At 31.9% G+C, this 19,372-nt stretch carries 26 protein-coding genes; 8 read left to right on the top strand and 18 right to left on the bottom strand.

The window, feature by feature from the left end:
• The first annotated feature begins 310 nt into the window (after positions 1-310).
• Positions 311-1,480, top strand: a complete 1,170-nt coding sequence (locus DM444_RS23530; protein WP_111291169.1) for a chromate transporter — start codon at positions 311-313, stop codon at positions 1,478-1,480.
• Between the two features lie 12 nt (positions 1,481-1,492).
• On the opposite strand, the gene DM444_RS23525 is transcribed toward DM444_RS23530, so the two are convergent.
• The gene (locus DM444_RS23525; RefSeq protein ID WP_111291167.1) at positions 1,493-1,996 is read right to left on the bottom strand and encodes an endonuclease V; all 504 of its coding nucleotides are present in this window, start codon (positions 1,994-1,996) and stop codon (positions 1,493-1,495) included.
• A gap of 208 nt (positions 1,997-2,204) precedes the next feature.
• On the opposite strand from DM444_RS23525, the gene DM444_RS23520 reads away from it, so the two are divergent.
• From DM444_RS23520 to DM444_RS23510, 3 genes are all read left to right on the top strand, one after another.
• Positions 2,205-3,047 carry a chromate resistance protein ChrB domain-containing protein gene (locus DM444_RS23520; protein ID WP_111291165.1) on the top strand — a complete coding sequence of 281 codons (843 nt, stop codon included), beginning with the start codon at positions 2,205-2,207 and terminating at the stop codon, positions 3,045-3,047.
• Positions 3,048-3,131: 84 nt separating this feature from the next.
• The gene (locus DM444_RS23515) at positions 3,132-3,629 is read left to right on the top strand and encodes a hypothetical protein (RefSeq protein ID WP_111291163.1); all 498 of its coding nucleotides are present in this window, start codon (positions 3,132-3,134) and stop codon (positions 3,627-3,629) included.
• Positions 3,630-3,697: 68 nt separating this feature from the next.
• The gene (locus DM444_RS23510; protein WP_111291161.1) at positions 3,698-4,093 is read left to right on the top strand and encodes a VOC family protein; all 396 of its coding nucleotides are present in this window, start codon (positions 3,698-3,700) and stop codon (positions 4,091-4,093) included.
• 10 nt (positions 4,094-4,103) lie between these two features.
• On the opposite strand, the gene DM444_RS23505 is transcribed toward DM444_RS23510, so the two are convergent.
• On the bottom strand, positions 4,104-4,691 hold the full coding sequence (locus DM444_RS23505) for a hypothetical protein (RefSeq protein ID WP_111291159.1): 588 nt from the start codon (positions 4,689-4,691) through the stop codon (positions 4,104-4,106).
• A gap of 96 nt (positions 4,692-4,787) precedes the next feature.
• On the opposite strand from DM444_RS23505, the gene DM444_RS23500 reads away from it, so the two are divergent.
• The 3 genes from DM444_RS23500 (at position 4,788) to map (ending at position 7,077) form a co-directional block, all read left to right on the top strand.
• The gene (locus DM444_RS23500; protein WP_111291157.1) at positions 4,788-5,357 is read left to right on the top strand and encodes a Crp/Fnr family transcriptional regulator; all 570 of its coding nucleotides are present in this window, start codon (positions 4,788-4,790) and stop codon (positions 5,355-5,357) included.
• A gap of 77 nt (positions 5,358-5,434) precedes the next feature.
• Positions 5,435-6,172 carry an SDR family oxidoreductase gene (locus DM444_RS23495; protein WP_111291155.1) on the top strand — a complete coding sequence of 246 codons (738 nt, stop codon included), beginning with the start codon at positions 5,435-5,437 and terminating at the stop codon, positions 6,170-6,172.
• 140 nt (positions 6,173-6,312) lie between these two features.
• A complete protein-coding gene (gene map, locus DM444_RS23490) occupies positions 6,313-7,077 on the top strand; it encodes a type I methionyl aminopeptidase (RefSeq protein ID WP_111291153.1) in 765 nt (254 codons plus the stop codon).
• A 51-nt stretch (positions 7,078-7,128) separates the two neighbouring features.
• On the opposite strand, the gene DM444_RS23485 is transcribed toward map, so the two are convergent.
• Positions 7,129-7,548 carry a serine O-acetyltransferase gene (locus tag DM444_RS23485; protein WP_239455781.1) on the bottom strand — a complete coding sequence of 140 codons (420 nt, stop codon included), beginning with the start codon at positions 7,546-7,548 and terminating at the stop codon, positions 7,129-7,131.
• A gap of 279 nt (positions 7,549-7,827) precedes the next feature.
• Entirely contained in the window at positions 7,828-8,229 is a 402-nt protein-coding gene (locus DM444_RS23480) for a VOC family protein (protein WP_111291149.1), read from the bottom strand.
• Between the two features lie 132 nt (positions 8,230-8,361).
• Between DM444_RS23480 and DM444_RS23475 the strand changes: the two genes are divergently transcribed.
• Positions 8,362-8,712 (top strand): DUF2200 domain-containing protein, encoded by a 351-nt coding sequence (locus DM444_RS23475; RefSeq protein WP_111291147.1) that lies wholly within the window; start codon positions 8,362-8,364, stop codon positions 8,710-8,712.
• Positions 8,713-8,748: 36 nt separating this feature from the next.
• Here DM444_RS23475 and DM444_RS23470 read toward each other — a convergent pair whose 3' ends face one another.
• From DM444_RS23470 to DM444_RS23400, 14 genes are all read right to left on the bottom strand, one after another.
• Positions 8,749-9,306, bottom strand: a complete 558-nt coding sequence (locus DM444_RS23470) for a DUF4256 domain-containing protein (RefSeq protein ID WP_111291145.1) — start codon at positions 9,304-9,306, stop codon at positions 8,749-8,751.
• Between the two features lie 12 nt (positions 9,307-9,318).
• The gene (locus tag DM444_RS23465; RefSeq protein WP_111291143.1) at positions 9,319-9,696 is read right to left on the bottom strand and encodes a DoxX family protein; all 378 of its coding nucleotides are present in this window, start codon (positions 9,694-9,696) and stop codon (positions 9,319-9,321) included.
• A 6-nt stretch (positions 9,697-9,702) separates the two neighbouring features.
• On the bottom strand, positions 9,703-10,170 hold the full coding sequence (locus tag DM444_RS23460) for an SRPBCC domain-containing protein (protein ID WP_111291141.1): 468 nt from the start codon (positions 10,168-10,170) through the stop codon (positions 9,703-9,705).
• 3 nt (positions 10,171-10,173) lie between these two features.
• Complete coding sequence (locus DM444_RS23455; RefSeq protein WP_008464153.1) at positions 10,174-10,491, bottom strand: ArsR/SmtB family transcription factor; 318 nt, start codon at positions 10,489-10,491, stop codon at positions 10,174-10,176.
• Positions 10,492-10,617: 126 nt separating this feature from the next.
• The gene (locus tag DM444_RS23450) at positions 10,618-11,670 is read right to left on the bottom strand and encodes a linear amide C-N hydrolase (RefSeq protein WP_111291139.1); all 1,053 of its coding nucleotides are present in this window, start codon (positions 11,668-11,670) and stop codon (positions 10,618-10,620) included.
• 174 nt (positions 11,671-11,844) lie between these two features.
• The gene (gene abc-f, locus DM444_RS23445; RefSeq protein WP_111291137.1) at positions 11,845-13,431 is read right to left on the bottom strand and encodes a ribosomal protection-like ABC-F family protein; all 1,587 of its coding nucleotides are present in this window, start codon (positions 13,429-13,431) and stop codon (positions 11,845-11,847) included.
• Between the two features lie 208 nt (positions 13,432-13,639).
• Positions 13,640-14,005, bottom strand: a complete 366-nt coding sequence (locus DM444_RS23435) for a hypothetical protein (RefSeq protein WP_239455780.1) — start codon at positions 14,003-14,005, stop codon at positions 13,640-13,642.
• Positions 14,006-14,221: 216 nt separating this feature from the next.
• On the bottom strand, positions 14,222-15,154 hold the full coding sequence (locus DM444_RS23430) for a transglutaminase (RefSeq protein ID WP_111291131.1): 933 nt from the start codon (positions 15,152-15,154) through the stop codon (positions 14,222-14,224).
• 19 nt (positions 15,155-15,173) lie between these two features.
• Positions 15,174-16,025 (bottom strand): substrate-binding domain-containing protein, encoded by an 852-nt coding sequence (locus tag DM444_RS23425; protein ID WP_111291129.1) that lies wholly within the window; start codon positions 16,023-16,025, stop codon positions 15,174-15,176.
• Between the two features lie 66 nt (positions 16,026-16,091).
• Positions 16,092-16,568, bottom strand: coding sequence for a DUF4265 domain-containing protein (locus tag DM444_RS23420; RefSeq protein ID WP_111291127.1), 477 nt, complete (start codon positions 16,566-16,568; stop codon positions 16,092-16,094).
• Positions 16,568-16,960, bottom strand: a complete 393-nt coding sequence (locus tag DM444_RS23415) for a VOC family protein (protein WP_111291125.1) — start codon at positions 16,958-16,960, stop codon at positions 16,568-16,570. The genes DM444_RS23420 and DM444_RS23415 overlap by 1 nt, the downstream gene beginning before the upstream one ends.
• 17 nt (positions 16,961-16,977) lie before the next feature.
• Positions 16,978-17,850: a nucleoside phosphorylase gene (locus DM444_RS23410; RefSeq protein WP_111291123.1), complete on the bottom strand. Its 873-nt coding sequence runs from the start codon at positions 17,848-17,850 to the stop codon at positions 16,978-16,980.
• A 129-nt stretch (positions 17,851-17,979) separates the two neighbouring features.
• Complete coding sequence (locus DM444_RS23405; protein ID WP_111291121.1) at positions 17,980-18,312, bottom strand: translation initiation factor; 333 nt, start codon at positions 18,310-18,312, stop codon at positions 17,980-17,982.
• Between the two features lie 107 nt (positions 18,313-18,419).
• Positions 18,420-19,370: an isopenicillin N synthase family dioxygenase gene (locus tag DM444_RS23400; protein WP_111291119.1), complete on the bottom strand. Its 951-nt coding sequence runs from the start codon at positions 19,368-19,370 to the stop codon at positions 18,420-18,422.
• Positions 19,371-19,372 lie beyond the last annotated feature (2 nt).

Here is a 19,372-nt window from a genome sequence, read left to right as displayed (position 1 = left end):
ACATAGCGCAATTCTTGATCTTTTTCCATAATGATACTTTTTGTGTATCGCTATTTCAGGACAAGACAAGGTTTTAATATAAAAAGCTCCTTAATTTCTTAAGGAGCTTTTTATTTGAATTAAGTTTTTCAATAATTTCTTTATTATTAATCCTAAAAAAAGATTTTATCCTTACTGTAATTTCATGGCTTTTCGTTAAATTAATAATTAGGAAAAAAGTAATCTAGATACAAAAGGTAAATAAGATGCTATTTTAAATTATACTATTAATCTAGTTTTGATTTTTCAATTTGAAATACGTTTTTAAATTATGAGTGCAAATGCAAAATATAGCTTAAGAGAATTAACCTTGTACTTTTTAAAACTTGGCTCTATTGGTTTTGGAGGCCCAGTGGCATTAGTTGGTTATATGCATAAAGATTTGGTAGAAAATCGAAATTGGATAACCGAAGAGGAATATAAACAAGGTTTAGCATTAGCTCAATTAGCTCCAGGCCCTTTGGCGGCACAGTTAGGAATTTATTTAGGATATGTACATTACGGCATAATAGGCGCTACCTTGATAGGATTTGCATTTATACTTCCTTCTTTTATAATGGTAGTTTTACTCGCAATTATATACCGATTATATGGTAGTTTATCTTGGATACAAGCCGTCTTTTATGGTGTAGGCGCAGCTGTTGTTGGAATTATAGCGATGAGTTCTTATAAGCTTACAGTAAAATCAATTGGTAAGTTCAACATTGCTTCTTTTAAATCAAATTGGCTCTTATGGCTTTATTTTATTTTAGCCATTGCAATAACCTATATTACCGAACAAGAACAAATATTATTATTTATTGGCGCTGGGATTTTGTATATGATTGCAAAAGCGCCTCCACGTTGGTGGAATTCAAAAGTAGCAAGCTCTATAATTCTTTTTCAAATATCTTTTTGGGATTATGAAAGCACAACCTTAATGAAAATCGCTATCTTCTTTGCTAAAGCTGGTGCTTTTGTTTTTGGAAGCGGATTAGCAATTGTTCCTTTTTTACATTCTGGTGTTGTTGTAGAGAATCAATGGTTAACAGAACAGCAATTTCTAGATTCGGTTGCTGTAGCCATGATTACGCCAGGACCAGTTGTGATAACTGTTGGATTCATAGGATATTTAGTGAACGGATTTTTAGGCGCTTTAGTCGCTGCATTGGCAACATTTTTACCTTGTTATTTTTTTACTATAGCAATGGCACCCTATTTTAAAAAGATTGCCAATAATAAACCTGTTATAGCTTTTGTAGAAGGAATTACTGCGGCGGTTGTAGGCGCTTTAGTCGGTTCTGTTTTTGTTATTGCAAAAAGAAGTATTGTAGATATTCCTACATCAATTATTGCTGTAATTACGGTTTTAACCTTGATTTATATAAAGAAACTTCAAGAGCCTTATATTATTCTAATCGCAGCCGTTTGTGGTTTGTTTTTAAAATTTTATATCCTCTAATTTTTTTATAAATCAGCTTTCTTTAGTCAATCTATCCAATTCTTTCAGCAAAGTCGGAATTCTAAATTCTCCGGCCATACTTTCCACTTTTTTAAAAGCTTCATCCAAATCAATTCCGATAGAAGTAATGTATAAAGGTTTCTTGCTATCGCCTCTAAATAAAGCTTTTTTATTCTTTTCTATAGAAGCAAAATTTGTTTTGGCAACGCCAATAATTGGAATTTCTTTATTCAGTTTTTCGTATAAGTAACCGCCTAAACCATATTTTTGTTCATCATTTAAATAAACAAATCCATCAACTACAATAGCCTCAATTGTCGATAGGTCAATTTGTTTTAATAAACTTAAAATGCAAGGTAATTCTCTTTTATAAAACTCACCAGGAATATATTCTTCTACATTGCCAATTATTTCAGAATGAATCTTGAAGTTTTTGTCTTCGTTCCATTCGGCAAATTCAAGACAGATTGTTTTTGCTTTATCATCAAAGTAATAAGTATCAAAAGCTAAGATCATTTGGTATAAAATATTTTAATTTCAGCTAATATAGAAAAACCTTACAAGGAAATCGTCTGATCTTTAGTAATTAATTAAAAACTTTAGGAAATAGTTTTTAGGTACTTCTAAATCAGATTAAAAGATTTTTAAAAATTCAGTTTTTGAAAGCTTCTGAAATAAATGTAGCTTAGCTAATATTTTTAAACAAATCCAAAACTACCTCAAAATGAAATGGATTACCAGAGAAAGACCAAAAATTGACCGAATCGCTTGTCCTTGGCTAATTAGAAAATTTGTTGACCACGAAGCTAAATTCATTTATGTTCCTTTTGATGATGTAATTTCTAAAGCAAAAGAATTAGACGCAATTCCATTTGATATACCAAATGTAGAGTTTACACATTACAATGAAGAATGCACTTTTGATTATATTGTAAAAAAATATGAAATTAATGATCCTGCTGTTTTAATTATTGCTGGAATTGTCCGTGGCGCAGATACTGACCGACATGAAATTGCGAAAGAATCGGCTGGACTTTGGGCAATTTCTGCTGGGTTAGCTTATAACAATAAAGACGATTATGAACTTTTAGAAAAAGGCATGATTCTTTATGATGCTTTATATAGCTGGGCTACGCATTTATATAAACAGAATCACTTACAGAATAGTCCTTTTGAGAAATTATTGCATGAGGTTTATAACAAGTTTCTGAAAGACAAAAAAACTTCTGGAAAAACGCCTTCTTGGGTTAAAGATTTAAAGAATATCATTCAAGATCAAATAGACGCACAATTTACTTTTGATTTGAAGAAAATTTCAAACGAACTTGATTTGAATCCGTCTTATTTATCTCGAGAATTTTCAAAACATTTTGAAGATTTAAATTTTGGTGAATATGTTAGAAAACTTCGCATCGAGAAAGCAATCAATCTTATTGAAAATTCGTCTCATACTTTAACCGAAATAGCTTATATGACGGGGTTTTCAGACCAAAGTCATTTCACTCGAATTTTTAAACTCCATACAGGAAAAAATCCATCTTCTTATAGAAAAAAGGTAAAAAAGTAAACGAGATACAAAAGGTAAACCAGATACTATTTTTTGGTTTTAGAAGCTTCTAATTTTGTTTTTATAACCAAAACTATAAAAACAATGTTTCTTAAGCACGCTTTCTTTATTGCAATATTATTTTCGAGTTTATCAGCTTTCGCTCAATCAGCATATCCTAAAATAACGGGATATTTTGGTATAATGCATCCAATTGTTACGGTCAATAAAGATGAGACAACAGTGAATTTTAGAGATTATTACGCCGTTGGATTTCCTACCGGAATCAATATCTGGAAAAATGAAAAAATTGGATTTTCTTTCGAAATGGTTCCAAATATAAAAGACGATCAAGGAACGAGCAAAGTAACAGGCTTATTGTTCCATCCTGGAGTTTTAGTCGCTTTAGGAAAGGGGTACACTTTTGCAGGAAGAGCCGCTTTTGAAAGTAACGGCCGATACGGTTTTACGCCAGTTTTCAATAAAACCATAATTAAAAACAACAGCTGCAGTTATTATGTTGCTGTGCCTTTACCGGTTCGCTTTGGTAATGATCATCCTGCTAGTTTTACAGTTGGTTTTCAGTTTGGAATTGCTTTTTAGGACTTCAAAAACAATCATTTACAGATTAATTGATTAACTTAGATAAAAATCAATTAAAGCTAAAGTTTATGAAAACTAAAATGATATGGGGCAATTTGGTTTCTCACGATTTACAAAGAACGATTCAATTTTATACAGATCTGGGTTTCAAACAAAACGGACAAGAAACAAAAGAATTGGTAAGTTTTGTTTTTGGAGAAAATGATTTTGTAATTAACTTTTTTGCTCCAAAAAGATTGGAAAATGCTATCAAAGGAAAACTCGTAAATGCCAATAACGAAAATGAGATTATATTTTCTTTGTCAGCAAGCAGTGTAGAAGAAGTGGATCTTTGGTACAAAAAAATAAAAGAAATTGGAGGAACTATTTTCTCAGAACCTGAGAATTTTGAAGTTGGCTACACTTTTGGTTTCTCAGATCCTGACGGACATAAATTTAATTTTTTGTATTGGCCAGGAATGTAATTTAAATCCATTATTCGTCGTCAGACGCACAATATTCATTATAGAAGAAGACCATATCTTTGATATTCTCTTTGGTGAATTTCTTGTTATTGATTCTTTCTACCACTTTTTTACAATCTCCAAAGTATTTTTTTGCTCTTAAATTAAAGCTAAATTCAATATCTATCGCGTAAAGTTCACTTTTACGTTTTACATAAAAAGCTTCAGACATTGTCCAAACTATATCTTCATCAGAAGGTAATTTTCCAATTGGTAAATTTGTATTTCTACCTCTGTAGTGTGCTTTTGCGTATCTATAAAGATTTACATTTCCCTCTTCAACAACCTGAAGTAATTTTGGTTTTGAATGCTCAAATTCAACATATTCATATTTTTCAGAATATCCATAACCAGAAAAAACTAGACCTTTTACAAAATCATAACTCCATTTATCAGCTTTATCTTCTTGTTTGACTTTAAAATAAATGGCATTATCTTTAATTTCGGCAAAGCCTTGAATGGAACTGCTGTCATTAAAAATTATCGATGCTTCTCTATAATCCTGACTAAATCCTAGATTAATAAAAAGTACAAATAGAAGCTGTAGAATTAATTTCATTTTTTTTCTTTTTCTGTCTGCTAATATAAATATATCTACAGTATTTTTTTGCCATATGGCAAATTCTCAATAAAAACTTATGATTAACTTTCGTGCATGAAAGAATTAGTAAATTACATATTACAGTTTGGTAATTTAAATCAGCAGCAGATTGATTTAATTTTGACGAAAGCCAAAGAAAAAGATATCAAAAAAGAAGAATATTTTTCTGAAGCTGGAAAAATCGCAGCCGAAGTTGGATTTATCGTTGACGGAATAATGCGTGTTTGTTACTACAATAACAAAGGCGAAGAAATCACAAAATATTTTATTGACGAAAATAATCTGGTTGTAGATTTAGAAAGTTTTGACAATAATATTTGTTCATCGGCTTATGTTCAAGCTGTGACAGATTGCAAAGTTATTGTGTTTTCTAAAGCCGATTGGCAGGAATTATTGGATACAATTGTAGGCTGGGATACGATTGTGCATAAAATAATTTCTAAAGCATTGATTCAAAAAGTAGCCAGAAGAAGTCCGTTGGTTTCAGAAGACGCAACAACTCGCTATTTATCCTTTATGGAAATGTTTCCAAAAGTAATCAATCGTATTCCGCTTTCTTATTTAGCTTCTTATCTCGGAATTACACAATCTTCTTTGAGTAGAATTAGAAAAAACATCCGCTAAATCGCTTTTTGTCATATGGCAAATGTTTTTGTTTTTTATCGGCGGAACTTTGCTTCAGATAATTTAAAAAGATAAAAATGAAAACAGTATTAATTACAGGCGCAAATAGAAGCATTGGTTTAGAAACAGCTAAACAGCTTTCAGAAAAAGGATTATTTGTTTATTTAGGAACTCGCGATCTTGCAAAAGGCGAAGAAGCGGTAAAAGAATTAAGCAAAAAAGGATTTCAAAACATTCAAGCCATTCAAATTGATGTTACAAATGCAGAAAGTGTTTTGGGTGCGAAAGAAATAATAGAGAAGGAGCAAGGCAAATTGGACATTTTAATCAATAATGCAGGGATTTTAGGAGATGTTCCGCAAGATCCTTCTACAACTTCTATAGAAAATATTCAAAAAGTTTTTGATACGAATTTCTTCGGAGTGATTACCGTAACACAGACTTTTCTTGATTTATTGAAAAAATCAGATAGTCCAAGAATTAGCAATATTACATCTGGTCTCGGTTCGCTGACTCTTCATAGTGATCCCACATGGAAATATTATGCTATAAAAGCGATTTCTTATGTTTCTTCAAAAACAGCTTTAAATGCTTTTACGGTTACTTTGGCTCACGAATTAAAAGATTTACTGTTTAAAGTAAATTCAATCGATCCAGGTTATACCGCAACCGATTTTAATCATCACAGTGGCCCAGGAAGTGTTGAAAGCGCAGCAAGTTTTATTATAAAACATACTTTATTAGACGAAAATGGACCAACTGGAAAGTTCTTCAGTAATGATATTGAAGACGAAAGCGAAGAAAGTCCGTGGTAAAAATTAAATTTGCAGAACTTAAAACCCTCATGACTTTCTTAATTTATGAGGGTTTTAGCATTTAAATAACGCTTTGTTTTAAAGAAAAGAGGTAATTTAGTCCGCAATTCGTTTGAATAGAAATTATTAAAGAAAATAGCATGTCAATAACAACAGAAGCAGAATTAATCGGAATGAAAAAAGCGAGTGAAGCTGTTGCTTTCACTTTAAAAGAAATGAGAAAATTTGCCAAGCCCGGAATGTCTACAAAAGAATTAGACGATTATGGCGGACAAATTCTCAACGATTTAGGAGCTAAATCTGCACCATATTTGACTTATGGTTTTCCGGGTTGGACTTGTATTAGTGTGGATAATGAATTTTGTCACGGAATTCCGTCTGATAAAAGAATTTTACAAGAAGGAGATTTGATCAACATTGATGTTTCTGCAGAATTAGGCGGTTTTTGGTCAGATAACGGAGGTTCTTTTGTCATTGGATCTGATGTAAACGAGCATCAAAAATTGGTTGAAGCTTCAAAAGATATTTTACACAAAGCTATTTATAACATTAAAGGCGGTGTTCGCATTTCAGATATCGGATTTTTAATTGAAACTGAAGCTAAAAAACGTGGCTATAAAGTCATAAAGAATTTAACTGGACATGGAGTAGGGAGAAGCCTTCACGAAGCGCCACACGAAATAGCAAATTATAGAGATCGTTTTAATCAGACAAGATTTAAGAAAAATTCTGTCGTTGCAATTGAAACTTTTATTTCTACAACTTCAACTTATGCAGAAACGTTACAAGACGGCTGGACAATGGTTGGAAATAAAGGCGGATTTATGGCGCAACACGAACATACAATTGTTGTAACTGAAGGAAAACCAATTATTCTGACCGAAATGAATGAAATTTGGAATTAAAAAAACATATAAAATAAAAGCTCCATTAGAAATATTGGAGCTTTTGTATTTTTAAACCGATTTATTTTGGTTATTAAATTCATTAACTAAATTTTTATTCGCTTCAATTATCTTACTTGGATGTATCATATTTGAGTTGAATATAAAATCGTAATTCATGTCTTTTGGTTTGAATTTATTTACTCCAAAAGCTACACTATTTGGCGGAATGTCTTTCGTAATAATAGAACCAGCACCAATAACAGAATTTTCTCCAATTACTATTGGCCCTAAAATCTTGGCTCCATCGGCAATTATAACATTTTTAGCAATAATAGGATTTCCAACATTTTCCCATTCATTACTAATTTTATTATACTTCAAATTAGCTCCAATTGAGACGTTTTGAAAAATTACTACATTTTCGCAGATTTTAGAAGCTACAATTGTACACCCACGTCCATGATGCGCAAACAAAACACTTTTGTCCATTTCAGCACAATTGATTTCGCAACAATATAATTTTTCTAATAAATTGCCAGCAATTTTCTGTAAAAATTTATTCCTTGAATGGCAGTTTATTTCAACCAGTTTATTAAACATATAGCGTTTTTTATTCTTCAATCAACAATTAACCATCAACAATTAACCATCAACCATCAACCATCAACCATCAACCATTAACCATTAACCATCAACCATCAACCATTAACCATTAACCATTAACTATCAACCATAAACTATCAACCATTAACTATCAACCATTAACAATTAAGCCGGCTCCCAAAGTTCAATTTTATTGCCTTCTGTATCCATTATGTGAACAAATTTACCATAATCATACGTTTCGATATCGTCTAAAACTGTAACACCATTTGCTTTTAATTGCGCTACAAGTCCTTCAATATTTTGAACACGATAATTGACCATAAAATCTTTTTTAGACGGAGAAAAATATTCATCACCTTTCTTAAAAGGACACCATTGCGTTGATTCGATTTGCTCTGGATTTTCAAGATTTCGAGATTCAAAACTTGCAGAACCCCAATCGTTTATTTCTAATCCTAAATTTTTGGCATACCAATCTTTAGTTTCTTTCGGATTGTCAAGAAAAAAGAAAATTCCGCCAATTCCTGTGACTTTTGGCGTAATTTCATTTGAATTATTTTCCATATAATTAGTTATTTAAGATTGTTTAAAGAATATCATTTCTAAATCTAAGGTATTAAAATATTCATTGTATTTTCCTTTTTTCTTCTTTTGATTTATCTTTACATGAAAGCTTTTATCCTAAAACATAGCATTATGAAAACTGAAAGAATTTATAAATTACTGTTTTCTAGCGTATATCCTTTATACATTCAAAAAGTAGAAAAAAAAGGCCGCACGAAAGAAGAATTAGATATCGTAATTAAATGGTTAACAGGATATACTGATAAGCAACTTAAAGAACAAATTGAAAAAAAAGTAGATTTCCAAACGTTCTTTGCCGAAGCTCCAGAACTCAATCCGAATGCTTCTAAAATTACAGGAGTAATTTGTGGTTATCGTGTAGAAGAGATTGAAGATCCATTAATTCAAAAAATGCGATATCTAGACAAATTAATTGATGAAATCGCCAAAGGCAAAAAAATGGAAAAGATTTTAAGAGAATAAAAAAGACCTTCAAAAATATTTGAAGGCCTTTAATTTTTAAACTCTTAACAAACCGCGAAAACCTCTCGCAGCGTAATAAGAATCAGCACCGTTATGATATACAAAAACGGTATTATATCTAAAATCTGAGAATATTGCTCCTCCAAGTTTTCTAATTTCTGGCGGAGTTAAAATCCAACTAGAAGTTTTTGCATCAAATTTCCCTAGCTTTTGAAGCTCTTTGTATTGCTCTTCATTCAAAATTTCAATTCCCATTTCTTGAGCCATATTTATAGCGCTGTCAGCAGGTTTGTGCTCTTTTCTTTTTTCAAGCGCTTCATGATCGTAACAAATGCTTCTGCGCCCTTTCGGACTTTCAGCAGAACAATCTACAAAAAGATATTCATCTGTTTGTTTGTCATGACCAATAACATCTGGTTCGCCTTCAGTTCTTTCCATTTCGTCAAGAGACCATAATTTGGCTGGATTTGCTTTTAGTTTTGATTCAACTTTTGACCAATCCAGATTCTCATGACGATTTTTATTTTTCTCAAAACGCTTTTCAAGAATACTTAAAAGTTCCTCTTGCTCGTTTGCTGTCAGTTGTTTTTTCATGATTTTGTGTTTTTAATTAGAACTGCACTTTCTATTTTCAGGTCTGAAATACCAAGAAATTACAGTTAAAACAATTAATAAAATTGGTCCAAAAAGCGCCGAAGCTTCATCTTCTACAGCTAAATGAGAAACTACAGCGCCAGACATTGCAAAGAAAAAACCGGCATAAGCCCATTCTTTCAATAAACCAAACTTCGGAATCAAAATTGCAATTACTCCTAGAAGCTTCCAAACTCCTAAAAGAGTCAAAAAGTAAAGCGGATAGCCTAAATGTTTTATCATTTCAGCTTCTTCTTTTAATGGTATAAGCTGTACAATTCCTGTAGAAGTCATTCCTAAAGCCAGCCAAAGCGTAGCAATCCAATAGATAATTTTATTTCTTTTACTCATAATACGTTATTTTAGTTTAATTACGATTTCTTCCAATCTATTATGTGCCATATTTAAGCCTTGGGCAAACGGCAGTTTTAATTGTGTTGTTCTATGCTCAATTGATTTGTAAATAATTTGCATAGTTAATTTACTAGTATGATCTGTTAATTTTTCGAACTCTAAGAATTCTAGCTGAGGCGCAAAATTGACGTTATCCATTTCAAAAGTTCGTACTATTTTTTGGTTTGGAACAAAATCATGAAAAACCCCATTTGCTTTAAAAACTACATTTCCATTAGGATCGCTTGTTTCAAACTCCCATCCGCCATATTTTTTGCTTTCAAGTTTTATGACTTTTGTACCCATCCATTGTGCTACAATTTCAGATTCAGTATGAGCCTTAAATAATAATTCTACAGGCAAATCAAATTCTCTCGTAATCACAAGATCTAGCCTGTCATCTTCCGCATGAATTTTTGTTTTCTTTTCCATGGTTTATTTTTTATAGTTTTTCATAATTGATTCTAATTTATTAAAACGATCGTCCCACATTTTTCTAAAAGGCTCGATGAATTTGTCAATTTCTTTCATTTTTTCTGGATTTAAATGATAATAAATTTCTCTTCCGTTTTGTGTCTGATGTAATAGTTCACATTCGTTCAAAATCTGAATATGCTTTGAAATCGTCTGTCTTGACGAATTGAAATTCTCGGCAATTGCCCCAGGAGTCATAGCCTGAATGGCAACTAAACTTAAAATAGCTCTTCGGGTAGGATCGGCTATTGCTTGAAAAACATCTCTTCTAATTTCCATTATGCAGTTATTTGACTGCAAATATAATGAAGTCATTTGACTGCGCAATGAATTTTTGAATTTATTTTTAAAATAAAACCTTCAAACATTTCTATTTGAAGGTTTTATAATTCGTTTTATTTCCTTTTAATCTAATCCAGCGAATTGAAATGGCTTAGTTTCCTTAAAATAACTCAATGAATTTCCAGAATAATTTTCGTTATTAGCCAAACTCAATTTTTTGACTTTTGCTTTTTCGCTAAAGTCAATTTTATTGAATTCCACCCAAATCACATTCGGATTTAAAACATTATCAAAATAATAAACCAGATTTTTTTGATCTGCAACTGTTCGCCAACGAGTAGAGGAGATGTTTGGTTCTGTTTCTGAAGCAATTCCCAGCGGAACAGAGCAATTTCGAATAACGCCAAAGACACTTGCCAGAGCACGTCTTGTATCATCCGTTTTCGGAATTGCATCTATATAATAAGAAGCTCGCACAAAGCGATCTGCGGCTCTATTGGTTCCAGGAAGCATAATCGTTCCGGGAATACTTTTCCAATAGGTATTTATAGCCAGCTGTTCTTCAAAAATTGGAGAATTCGTCATTGTAACATATTTTCGATCGTGATGAATTACGAGTTTGCCATTTATATATTCAAAAATAGCATTATCTCCGCTAGAATCAGAAACAGATAAATGTACCGTTGCAAAAATATTCGTTCCAGGAATATGAGATGAAGCAATAACAAAATCATTCTTTTCTAAAGCAGAAACGGTCTCAGCAACCGAAGAAAAATTATCTAAAACATATTGAAGCCACAAAGAAACCGCCAAACCTTTTACTTTTCCGTTTTTTTCAAATGCCGGATATTGCGATTCTACAAGCCATAAAAGATTACCAACAAGTCCTTTTTCATTCATGCCGTCAGAAGAAGCTATATCCCAAGAACTTGTAATTACACTGCCGTATTTCGATTTCCATTTGATAGAACTAGTTCCAACTTCACCAGATCGTTCTATGCCACGAGGAAAAATCCACAAATTAGCAGGAATTTCTCCGCGCCAGTCCATTGAACGTGCCGTAATGATTGTTCCGTTTAAACCTTCGTAAACAACTCTCGTGCAAGGCAAAACAGTTTCAGTTATTAATAAAGTAAAAGCAAGCAGGGCGGAAAAAATTCTGTTTTTTGGTTTCATAAAATTTTAGATTTTAATTAAACGTGCAATTTGAATTTATAAAAAGCTTTATTTTTATAACAGATTGAATTTTATCAGTTTTTACTGCAATTTACAGAATTTTAATTTATTGAATATCAAATTAATACTAAAAGAAAAGCGCCAAGATAATTCTCAGCGCTAACAGTTTTTATTTTACAGCAAAATACTTTTTTCGATATTAATTTGTTCTAAAAACAATTGATCGTGCGAAATTACAAGCAAAGTTCCTTGATATTCATTAATAGCCGCAGTCAAGATTTCAATATTCTGAATATCTAAATTATTAGTAGGTTCGTCTAAAATTATGACCTCAGGAAATTCATTGCTAATTGTTAGGCAACAGAGCATTAAACGCATTCTTTCGCCTCCACTTAAGGAATTGCAAGGCTTGTCCCAATCATTTCTAGAAAATAAAAAACGATTCAATCTCATTTTGATTTCATGTTCTTCCAAACCGCAATCATTAAAAACCTGGGCTTGTTCATAAATCTTAAGGTCTTGATTTAGCAACGAATAATCCTGATCTATATAAATTGTTTTTTTTGCTAACGAAGTAACATTTCCTAGCTCTACAGCTAATTTGCCAAGTATAATTTTAATTAAAGTCGTTTTTCCTGATCCGTTTTGTCCTTTTATAGCTATGCGATCTCCCGAAAGAATTTCAAAACTTAGATTTTCTTTCCAAAGGAAATGGTCATTGTATTTATAATTCATTTCTAAAGCTTTAAAAATGATTTTTCCTTTATGAAAAGAAGCATTATTAAACCCGAATTTCATCTGATCTATTGCAGGAAGTGAAGAACGTAATTGGCGCAAATCTTCAGAAATACCGCTGATTTTTTCCGCATGAACATCTTTTAGTTTTGAACTGCTGTTTTCGGCTTTATTTCGAAGCGTATTCATCATAATTCTGGCAACACCGGATTTCTTCTGCTTCTTTTTACCTCTCGAATCTAATTTGTTTTGGCGTTCAATAGTTTCCCTTTCTTTTTCTTTGGCTTTTTTTAATGCCTTTTCTTTACTCTGAACATCTTGTTCTAAAGCATTATTTTCGATTTTTTTCTGTTCGCAATAAAAATCATAATTTCCGCCGTAGACCGAAATTCCGTTTCTGGACATTTCAAAAGTCTTTTCTAAAATATTCAGAAGTGTTCTGTCGTGACTAACAATAAGCAAAGAACTAGAAGTCGATTTAATAAAATCATAAAGCAACGTTCTTCCTGCAAAATCCAAATGATTACTTGGTTCGTCCAGTAAAACTACATCTGGTTCGTGAATCATAATTCCAGCCAAAAAGACTTTTGTTTTCTGTCCACCGCTTAAAGTTTCCATTTTCTGATTCAGATCTAAGTCGTTAAGCTGCCAATATGACAAAGCTTCATTGCAACGATCTTCTATTGTCCAATCGTCATTTAATAATTGCAAATTTTCTTCGGTTACAGTGCCTTCAAGTATTTCTTTAAATGAAGTTAATTTTTCCTTTATTTTTAAAGCCTCGGCAATTGTCAAATCATTAAATTGACCGAATAATTGAGGCACAAAATAAGGTTTTGAACTTTGATTTATTTGTCCTGAAAATGGTTGTAATTTGCCAGAAATGATTTTTAATAATGTAGATTTTCCAACACCATTATTTCCAATTAGTGCAGTTTTATCGTGATTATTTAAGCCAAAACTAATGTTTTGAAACAGCATGTCTTTATTCTCATGCTGATATGAGATATTTTGAAGAATAAGCATAATTCCTTTCTTTTATAGATAAATAATTAAGCAGCCACAAAATTGTGGTTACTTGCTAAATTTTCTGAAAGAAATTATTTTTCACATACCGTAATACTTATTTTAAGAGGAGCAAAGATATTTATTTTAGTTCTAAAAATCAAAAAACCATTCTTAACAATGGAGAAGAATGGTTTTTTAGCATTGAATTACGTTGTAATCCTAATATTTAAATTTTACTAAATGTCAGTTTGGCTTCTTTGGTATCTAGAATTAATTGATCGTCTGTGATAGTACTTTCACAAACATAAGGTGTACCAACTTCATCTTTTATAACGAGTTTTTTACCTTTTTGTGTTAACGCGTAAGTTCCGTCCGTGATTTCACGAAGCAAGTATCCGGTAACGTGCCCATCTTCTGTAAAAGTAAGCGTACCGTTGGCTAAAATCGCGTTTTTTGTAGAATCAGAAACAGTTTCTTTGGGTTCTACTGCAGTAACTTTCCATGAATTCACAAGCTTGTCTCTTTTAAGATGGCATGAAACTATTACGACAGCAATTGCAATTACGAGGGTAAATAATTTAAAGTTTTTCATGATTTTGTGATTAAAAGTTAAACAGGAAAAAGTTACAAAAAAAAATGACATTAAAATATTCGTAATCAAATATTTATGAAGATTTTTTTTACTTCTAATTTCAAACTGCCTTTAATCAAAAAAGCCTATGTTTTCGGGAGTTAAACTGATATTCAATAGATTACAATTATACCCAAAAAGTTAACTGAATGAGATTTTTGAGCTTTTAGAGGTATCTTAATTAAGGGTTAAAGCCCCTAAAATTTCCTCATACATAAACGGTCCTCCGGGGTAAGTTGCTGTGTAGTCCAGATTCATCCAAACTTGTCCGCGTTCGTCTATATGATAATGAAGTTTTTTACCATAACTCTCTTTTACGAATAACACATTTTTAATCAAATAATTGACTTTTTCAAGATCAATCATAGAACCAATTAAAATTTCAGGATAAATATGCCCTTTAGTATGAATAAGACGCGGAGTTCCGCCAATAGAACGAACAGCAGCCGCCATCAAAATAGAGTGATCATCGCAATCGCCTGAGAAATAATCTAAAGATTCACTGGCAGTTGCGATGTAATCACCTTCTTTTGGATCGTTTACATAATTCCATCTGCTGTTGATTTCTTTAAAAACAGCAAAACACTGAATTATAGTGCGATAATCTGAATATCCTCTAATTCCTTTAAAATGTTTCGTTGTTGCCATAATAGCAAAATTTCGCACTTTAGGATTTTGATATTCTATAGCATTGATAATCTTTGTTTTATTAGGAAACGGAAGCAGTTTTGCTACAATTATATCTTGCGGATATGGATTGTCAGACATGGTGTAAATCATCGAATTATAATCTTCTGAGATTTCACTAAAGCCATAATTTCCAATTATAGATCCGTAAAACAGGATTAACAAATAAACTGCAACACACAAAATAATAATTGTTCTGAGATACATCAGAAGAAAAAATATTGCTGCGAAAACAAATATAAAGATGAATACACGATCTAGATTGAAAGCCCATTCTAAATCGATCAAATTTTGATGCAGTATGATGAAAATCGGAATAGTAATCAAAAGACTCAACAGCGAGATAATAATCCTATCCCACGGTGATTTCACCTGTAGTTTAGATTTTAACTGCGGAAAGTCAATTTTAGGGAATTTCATCATACGAATCAAAAAAGCAGTATTACAGTGCTTTTACGGTTTCTACAAAAATACTTTTTTTATCAATAATTCCCAGATCAAATAATTGATTTTGAATTTTATTAAAAGACTTTTCGGTTAGGTTTTTCTGTGACCATTGTGTCAATTTAAGCCATTCTTTAATATCCTCAGCTTTCTGATTGAACAGTTTAGACAATTTCTTGTCAATCTCTGGAATTTCTTTAAAATCAACAGTTGTTTTGTTGATGATCTTAAGAATGGTTTCTACCACTTTGGCATTCTTTTTTAAGAACTCGTCGCGTCCTACAATAATAAATGAAGGCCAAGGAGTAGGGCAGTCGTCGATACGTCTAAAAATACCTTTATCTACAAGAGGTTTCGTCATAAAACGTTCCCACATAAAGTAATCGGCTTTTTTGTTTGTTAAAGCATCGACAGCGCCGTCAATTGTATTTACTATCTCAAACTGAAGATCGTCCATTTCCCAGCCTTGTTCATTTGCATTCACATAAGCCATTAATTGCGATCCAGAGCCAAGTCTTGAAATAGCTGCTTTTTTATTTTTTAGATCTTTCAAAGTTTGAAAATCAGATTTTGCATCGACATGAATTCCCCAAATTAAAGGAGATTGCACGTAAATCTGAACAATTTTGCTCGGATTTCCAGCTGAAATATCCTTAAGAATTCCTTCGGTCAAAATAACAGCTAAATCTGTTTCTCCGTCGCGAAGCATTTGACACATTTTCCCTGTTCCTTCTGGAACATTAGTCCATTGTAAGTCGATGTTCTCTTCTTCAAATTCACCGTTCTCAATACAGAGATGCCATGGCAAATTGAAGTGTTCCGGAACACCCGCAATTTTGACAGTTTTCATTTATTTTAAGTTTAAGTTAAGTTGCTTGCTTGGTATGCGTATGCGTAATCTAATTGTTAAGCTTGGTTAGTTTTTTAATAAATCTGTTCTGTGTTTTTCTGAAAGACAAGGTTCTGCAAATTCAATGATATCTTGACTTTCATATTCGTTTAGAAGACTTCTTACTAAAGAATAATCTACATCTTTTGCTATTTCTGCAGCAAAAAAAGTTTCGTTTAAACCCTCCGACAAACAATTTATTGCCTTTAATTTTTCTCGGATAATTTCTTTATCAAAACCTTTTTCTAGAATAGCAATTTGAACAATCGAATTTCCAGAATTCTGAATCGTTTTTCTATGCATGAAACGTTCTTCTGTTTCGTCATATTCTGCGTAAAAAATGTCATCTGTTGCAATTAAAGGGCCAAAAAATGGAATATTATCCAATTTAAAAAGACCTTTTTCTAGATCAATAATTTCTGCCCACATAGTTTCAGATACTACTTCGTCTAGATAATCACTATAGTATTTAAATAATATTTTTTTATGTGTTTCTTGTTCCATTATTCAATTTCACTTATAACAGCTTTTAATGGCGATATAACAATTCTATAACCATCAGGATCCTGAATCATTTTTCCGTTTTCATTCCAAAAAGGATTCAAAGACGGTATAATTGCAATATTCTGCTGTTTCAATTTGTTTACTAATTTATCGTAATCTGCAATAGTTTTAGGATATAAGACCATAACGTCGTCTTCATCAAAAGTATGTTTTGCCGAAACTTGAGATTGAGTAAATTCAAAATGCCAGTCTAAACCTGGTTTTCCAATAAAAACTCCATCGTAATTATTATGATGTTCGAATCCGCCTAATCGTTCAAAACCGAGCACATCTACATAAAAATTTTCGATCCTTTCTAAGTCGTTAGTATGTCGTGCAACTCGTAAAAACATATCTTTTTGTTTTAAAACTATTTGCTAAAAGCCAATTTATTTAATGTATAAGCAATTAATTCATCTACAGCTTTATATGGATCTTCACTAAAAGTCCCGCTTGCACGATTGGCAATAATAGCATTTAATGATAAAGCATTATGACCCAAAAGAGCCGATAGTCCGTAAATCGCTGCTGTTTCCATTTCTAAATTAGTAATTTTAGTTTCATTAAAGCTAAAATTATCCATTTTATTATTCAATTCTTCATCTTGAATATTCAAACGTAAAACTCTTCCTTGTGGGCCATAGAATCCGCCAGCAGTTGCAGTGATTCCTTTGAAAATTCGGTCTGATTCAATTAATTTTTCTAATTTCTCAGAACATTGCGTTACATAAGGCTTCCCTTTTTTTGGATCCCAATTGGTATGTTTTACAAACGCATCTTCAATTTCTGTGATCGAAACATCATCAATTAAATAGGAGCGAAGCATATTATCTAATCCTAAACCAAATTTTGACATCACGAAGCTATCAACTGGAATATCTTCTTGTAAAGAACCCGAAGTTCCAATTCTGATAATATTCAAAGAAGTTAATTCTTCTTTTGGCTGACGCGTTTTTAAATCGATATTTACTAAAGCGTCCAATTCATTAAGAACAATATCAATATTATCCGGCCCAATTCCTGTAGAAACAACAGAAATCCTTTTGCCTTTATAAATACCTGTTTGGGTTTTAAATTCTCTTTTTTGAGTAGAATATTCGATAGAATCGAAAAATTGAGTGATTTTTTCTACTCTGTTTTGGTCACCAACAAAAATAATGTCGTGTGCTATATGTTCAGGACGAAGGTTTAAGTGATAAACACTGCCGTCTGGGTTAAGTATTAATTCTGATGATTGAATCATTTCTTTTTAAGTTGCTAAGGTTCTGTTTTTAAAATTTCAATTTTCTAAATTCCAAATTCCAAAACCTAATTTTGAGTTCCATTTTTAAATCTAGAAAATTTGGAATTTGGAATTTATTTTTTGGAATTTTTATCCTCCTACACGTTTGGTTTTAAATCCTTTTTCTTTTAAGATTGCCATAATTTTATCTCGATAATCGCCTTGAATTATAATTGAATCATCTTTAAAAGTTCCTCCAACACTTAATTTGGTTTTGATTTCTTTGGCTAAGATTTTAAAATCTTCGTCAGAACCTTCATAACCTTCAATAATTGTGGTTGGTTTTCCTTTTCGTTTTTCAAATTTACAAATCATTGGCTCTTTCTGAACGTAAAGGACATGTTCTTGTTCTTCAACTTGTTCTGGCTCATTTGATTCAACATGCTCCGGAAATAAATTCTTTAATTGATCTTTTAAGTCCATAAAACTATTTTAAATTCTAAATATAGTGAGTTTTTAAAAATTAAATTCCAAATCCCAAAAAAATAGTTTTGGAATTTGGAATTTTAAATTATTGAAGATTGAAAAGGTTATTTTTTGATTAAACCTAATTCTACCAAACGCTCATATAAAAACTCGCCAGCAGAAATATCTTCGTATTTTTTCGGATTTTCTTCGTCAATACAATTTTCTAAACAATCCAAACGCATATCGCTTACTGGATGCATGAAAAAAGGAATTGAATAACGAGAAGTTCCCCATAATTCTCTTGGCGGATTTACCACTTGGTGAATTGTCGATTTTAATTTATTGTTAGTGTGTCTAGACAACATATCACCAACATTAATTACTAATTCATCATCTTCAGCAATCGCATCAATCCATTCGCCATTATGATTCTGAACTTGTAATCCTTTACCTTGAGCTCCCATTAATAAAGTGATTAAATTGATATCACCGTGAGCTGCTGCACGAATTGCGTTTTCTGGCTCAGAAGTAATTGGAGGGTAGTGGATTGGTCTTAAAATTGAGTTTCCTTCTTTTGCATAATTGTCAAAATAAAACTCATCTAAACCTAAATGTAAAGCTAAAGCTCTTAAAACATAAACTCCAGTTTTTTCTAGTTTTTGATACGCATCTTTACCAACAGCATTAAAACGTGGTAATTCGGTAACTTCAACATTGTCTGGGTATTCTGAAGCCCATCTTGAATCTGCGTCAACGTATTGACCAAAATGCCAAAATTCTTTTAAATCTCCTTCTTTGCGCCCTTTAGCATGTTCTTTTCCAAAAGAAACATAACCTCTTTGTCCGCCAATTCCAGGAATTTCATATTTATGCTTAGTTTCTATTGGCAAAGAGAAGAATTTTCTAATTTCTCCATAAAGTTCGTCAACCAATTGATCATCAAGAAAATGACCTTTTAAGGCTACGAAGCCAATGTTTTCAAATGCACTGCCGATTTCATTTACAAATTTTTGTTTACGTTTCGGGTCGTCCGAAAGGAAATCACGTAAGTCTACACTAGGAATGTTTTGCATAC

The sequence above is a fragment of the Flavobacterium ginsenosidimutans genome (genome assembly GCF_003254625.1).
Lineage (GTDB): Bacteria > Bacteroidota > Bacteroidia > Flavobacteriales > Flavobacteriaceae > Flavobacterium > Flavobacterium ginsenosidimutans.
The sequence above is the reverse complement of the archived record's forward strand: the minus strand, read 5'-3'. Positions and strand labels throughout refer to the sequence as shown.

Bases quoted from the DNA above. Each gene is read 5' to 3' on its own strand.
- DM444_RS23485 (WP_239455781.1), bottom strand. From the start codon at position 7,548: ATGGACAAAAGTGTTTTGTTTGCGCATCATGGACGTGGGTGTACAATT.
- DM444_RS23425 (WP_111291129.1), bottom strand. From the start codon at position 16,025: ATGAAAACTGTCAAAATTGCGGGTGTTCCGGAACACTTCAATTTGCCA.
- DM444_RS23460 (WP_111291141.1), bottom strand. From the start codon at position 10,170: ATGGAAAAGAAAACAAAAATTCATGCGGAAGATGACAGGCTAGATCTT.
- DM444_RS23470 (WP_111291145.1), bottom strand. From the start codon at position 9,306: ATGAAAAAACAACTGACAGCAAACGAGCAAGAGGAACTTTTAAGTATT.
- DM444_RS23520 (WP_111291165.1), top strand. From the start codon at position 2,205: ATGAAATGGATTACCAGAGAAAGACCAAAAATTGACCGAATCGCTTGT.
- DM444_RS23400 (WP_111291119.1), bottom strand. From the start codon at position 19,370: ATGCAAAACATTCCTAGTGTAGACTTACGTGATTTCCTTTCGGACGAC.
- DM444_RS23475 (WP_111291147.1), top strand. From the start codon at position 8,362: ATGAAAACTGAAAGAATTTATAAATTACTGTTTTCTAGCGTATATCCT.
- DM444_RS23465 (WP_111291143.1), bottom strand. From the start codon at position 9,696: ATGAGTAAAAGAAATAAAATTATCTATTGGATTGCTACGCTTTGGCTG.
- DM444_RS23530 (WP_111291169.1), top strand. From the start codon at position 311: ATGAGTGCAAATGCAAAATATAGCTTAAGAGAATTAACCTTGTACTTT.
- DM444_RS23480 (WP_111291149.1), bottom strand. From the start codon at position 8,229: ATGGAAAATAATTCAAATGAAATTACGCCAAAAGTCACAGGAATTGGC.
- DM444_RS23510 (WP_111291161.1), top strand. From the start codon at position 3,698: ATGAAAACTAAAATGATATGGGGCAATTTGGTTTCTCACGATTTACAA.
- DM444_RS23410 (WP_111291123.1), bottom strand. From the start codon at position 17,850: ATGATTCAATCATCAGAATTAATACTTAACCCAGACGGCAGTGTTTAT.
- DM444_RS23405 (WP_111291121.1), bottom strand. From the start codon at position 18,312: ATGGACTTAAAAGATCAATTAAAGAATTTATTTCCGGAGCATGTTGAA.
- DM444_RS23455 (WP_008464153.1), bottom strand. From the start codon at position 10,491: ATGGAAATTAGAAGAGATGTTTTTCAAGCAATAGCCGATCCTACCCGA.
- DM444_RS23420 (WP_111291127.1), bottom strand. From the start codon at position 16,568: ATGGAACAAGAAACACATAAAAAAATATTATTTAAATACTATAGTGAT.
- DM444_RS23515 (WP_111291163.1), top strand. From the start codon at position 3,132: ATGTTTCTTAAGCACGCTTTCTTTATTGCAATATTATTTTCGAGTTTA.
- DM444_RS23435 (WP_239455780.1), bottom strand. From the start codon at position 14,005: ATGAAAAACTTTAAATTATTTACCCTCGTAATTGCAATTGCTGTCGTA.
- DM444_RS23450 (WP_111291139.1), bottom strand. From the start codon at position 11,670: ATGAAACCAAAAAACAGAATTTTTTCCGCCCTGCTTGCTTTTACTTTA.
- DM444_RS23495 (WP_111291155.1), top strand. From the start codon at position 5,435: ATGAAAACAGTATTAATTACAGGCGCAAATAGAAGCATTGGTTTAGAA.
- DM444_RS23415 (WP_111291125.1), bottom strand. From the start codon at position 16,960: ATGTTTTTACGAGTTGCACGACATACTAACGACTTAGAAAGGATCGAA.
- map (WP_111291153.1), top strand. From the start codon at position 6,313: ATGTCAATAACAACAGAAGCAGAATTAATCGGAATGAAAAAAGCGAGT.
- DM444_RS23500 (WP_111291157.1), top strand. From the start codon at position 4,788: ATGAAAGAATTAGTAAATTACATATTACAGTTTGGTAATTTAAATCAG.
- abc-f (WP_111291137.1), bottom strand. From the start codon at position 13,431: ATGCTTATTCTTCAAAATATCTCATATCAGCATGAGAATAAAGACATG.
- DM444_RS23430 (WP_111291131.1), bottom strand. From the start codon at position 15,154: ATGATGAAATTCCCTAAAATTGACTTTCCGCAGTTAAAATCTAAACTA.
- DM444_RS23505 (WP_111291159.1), bottom strand. From the start codon at position 4,691: ATGAAATTAATTCTACAGCTTCTATTTGTACTTTTTATTAATCTAGGA.
- DM444_RS23525 (WP_111291167.1), bottom strand. From the start codon at position 1,996: ATGATCTTAGCTTTTGATACTTATTACTTTGATGATAAAGCAAAAACA.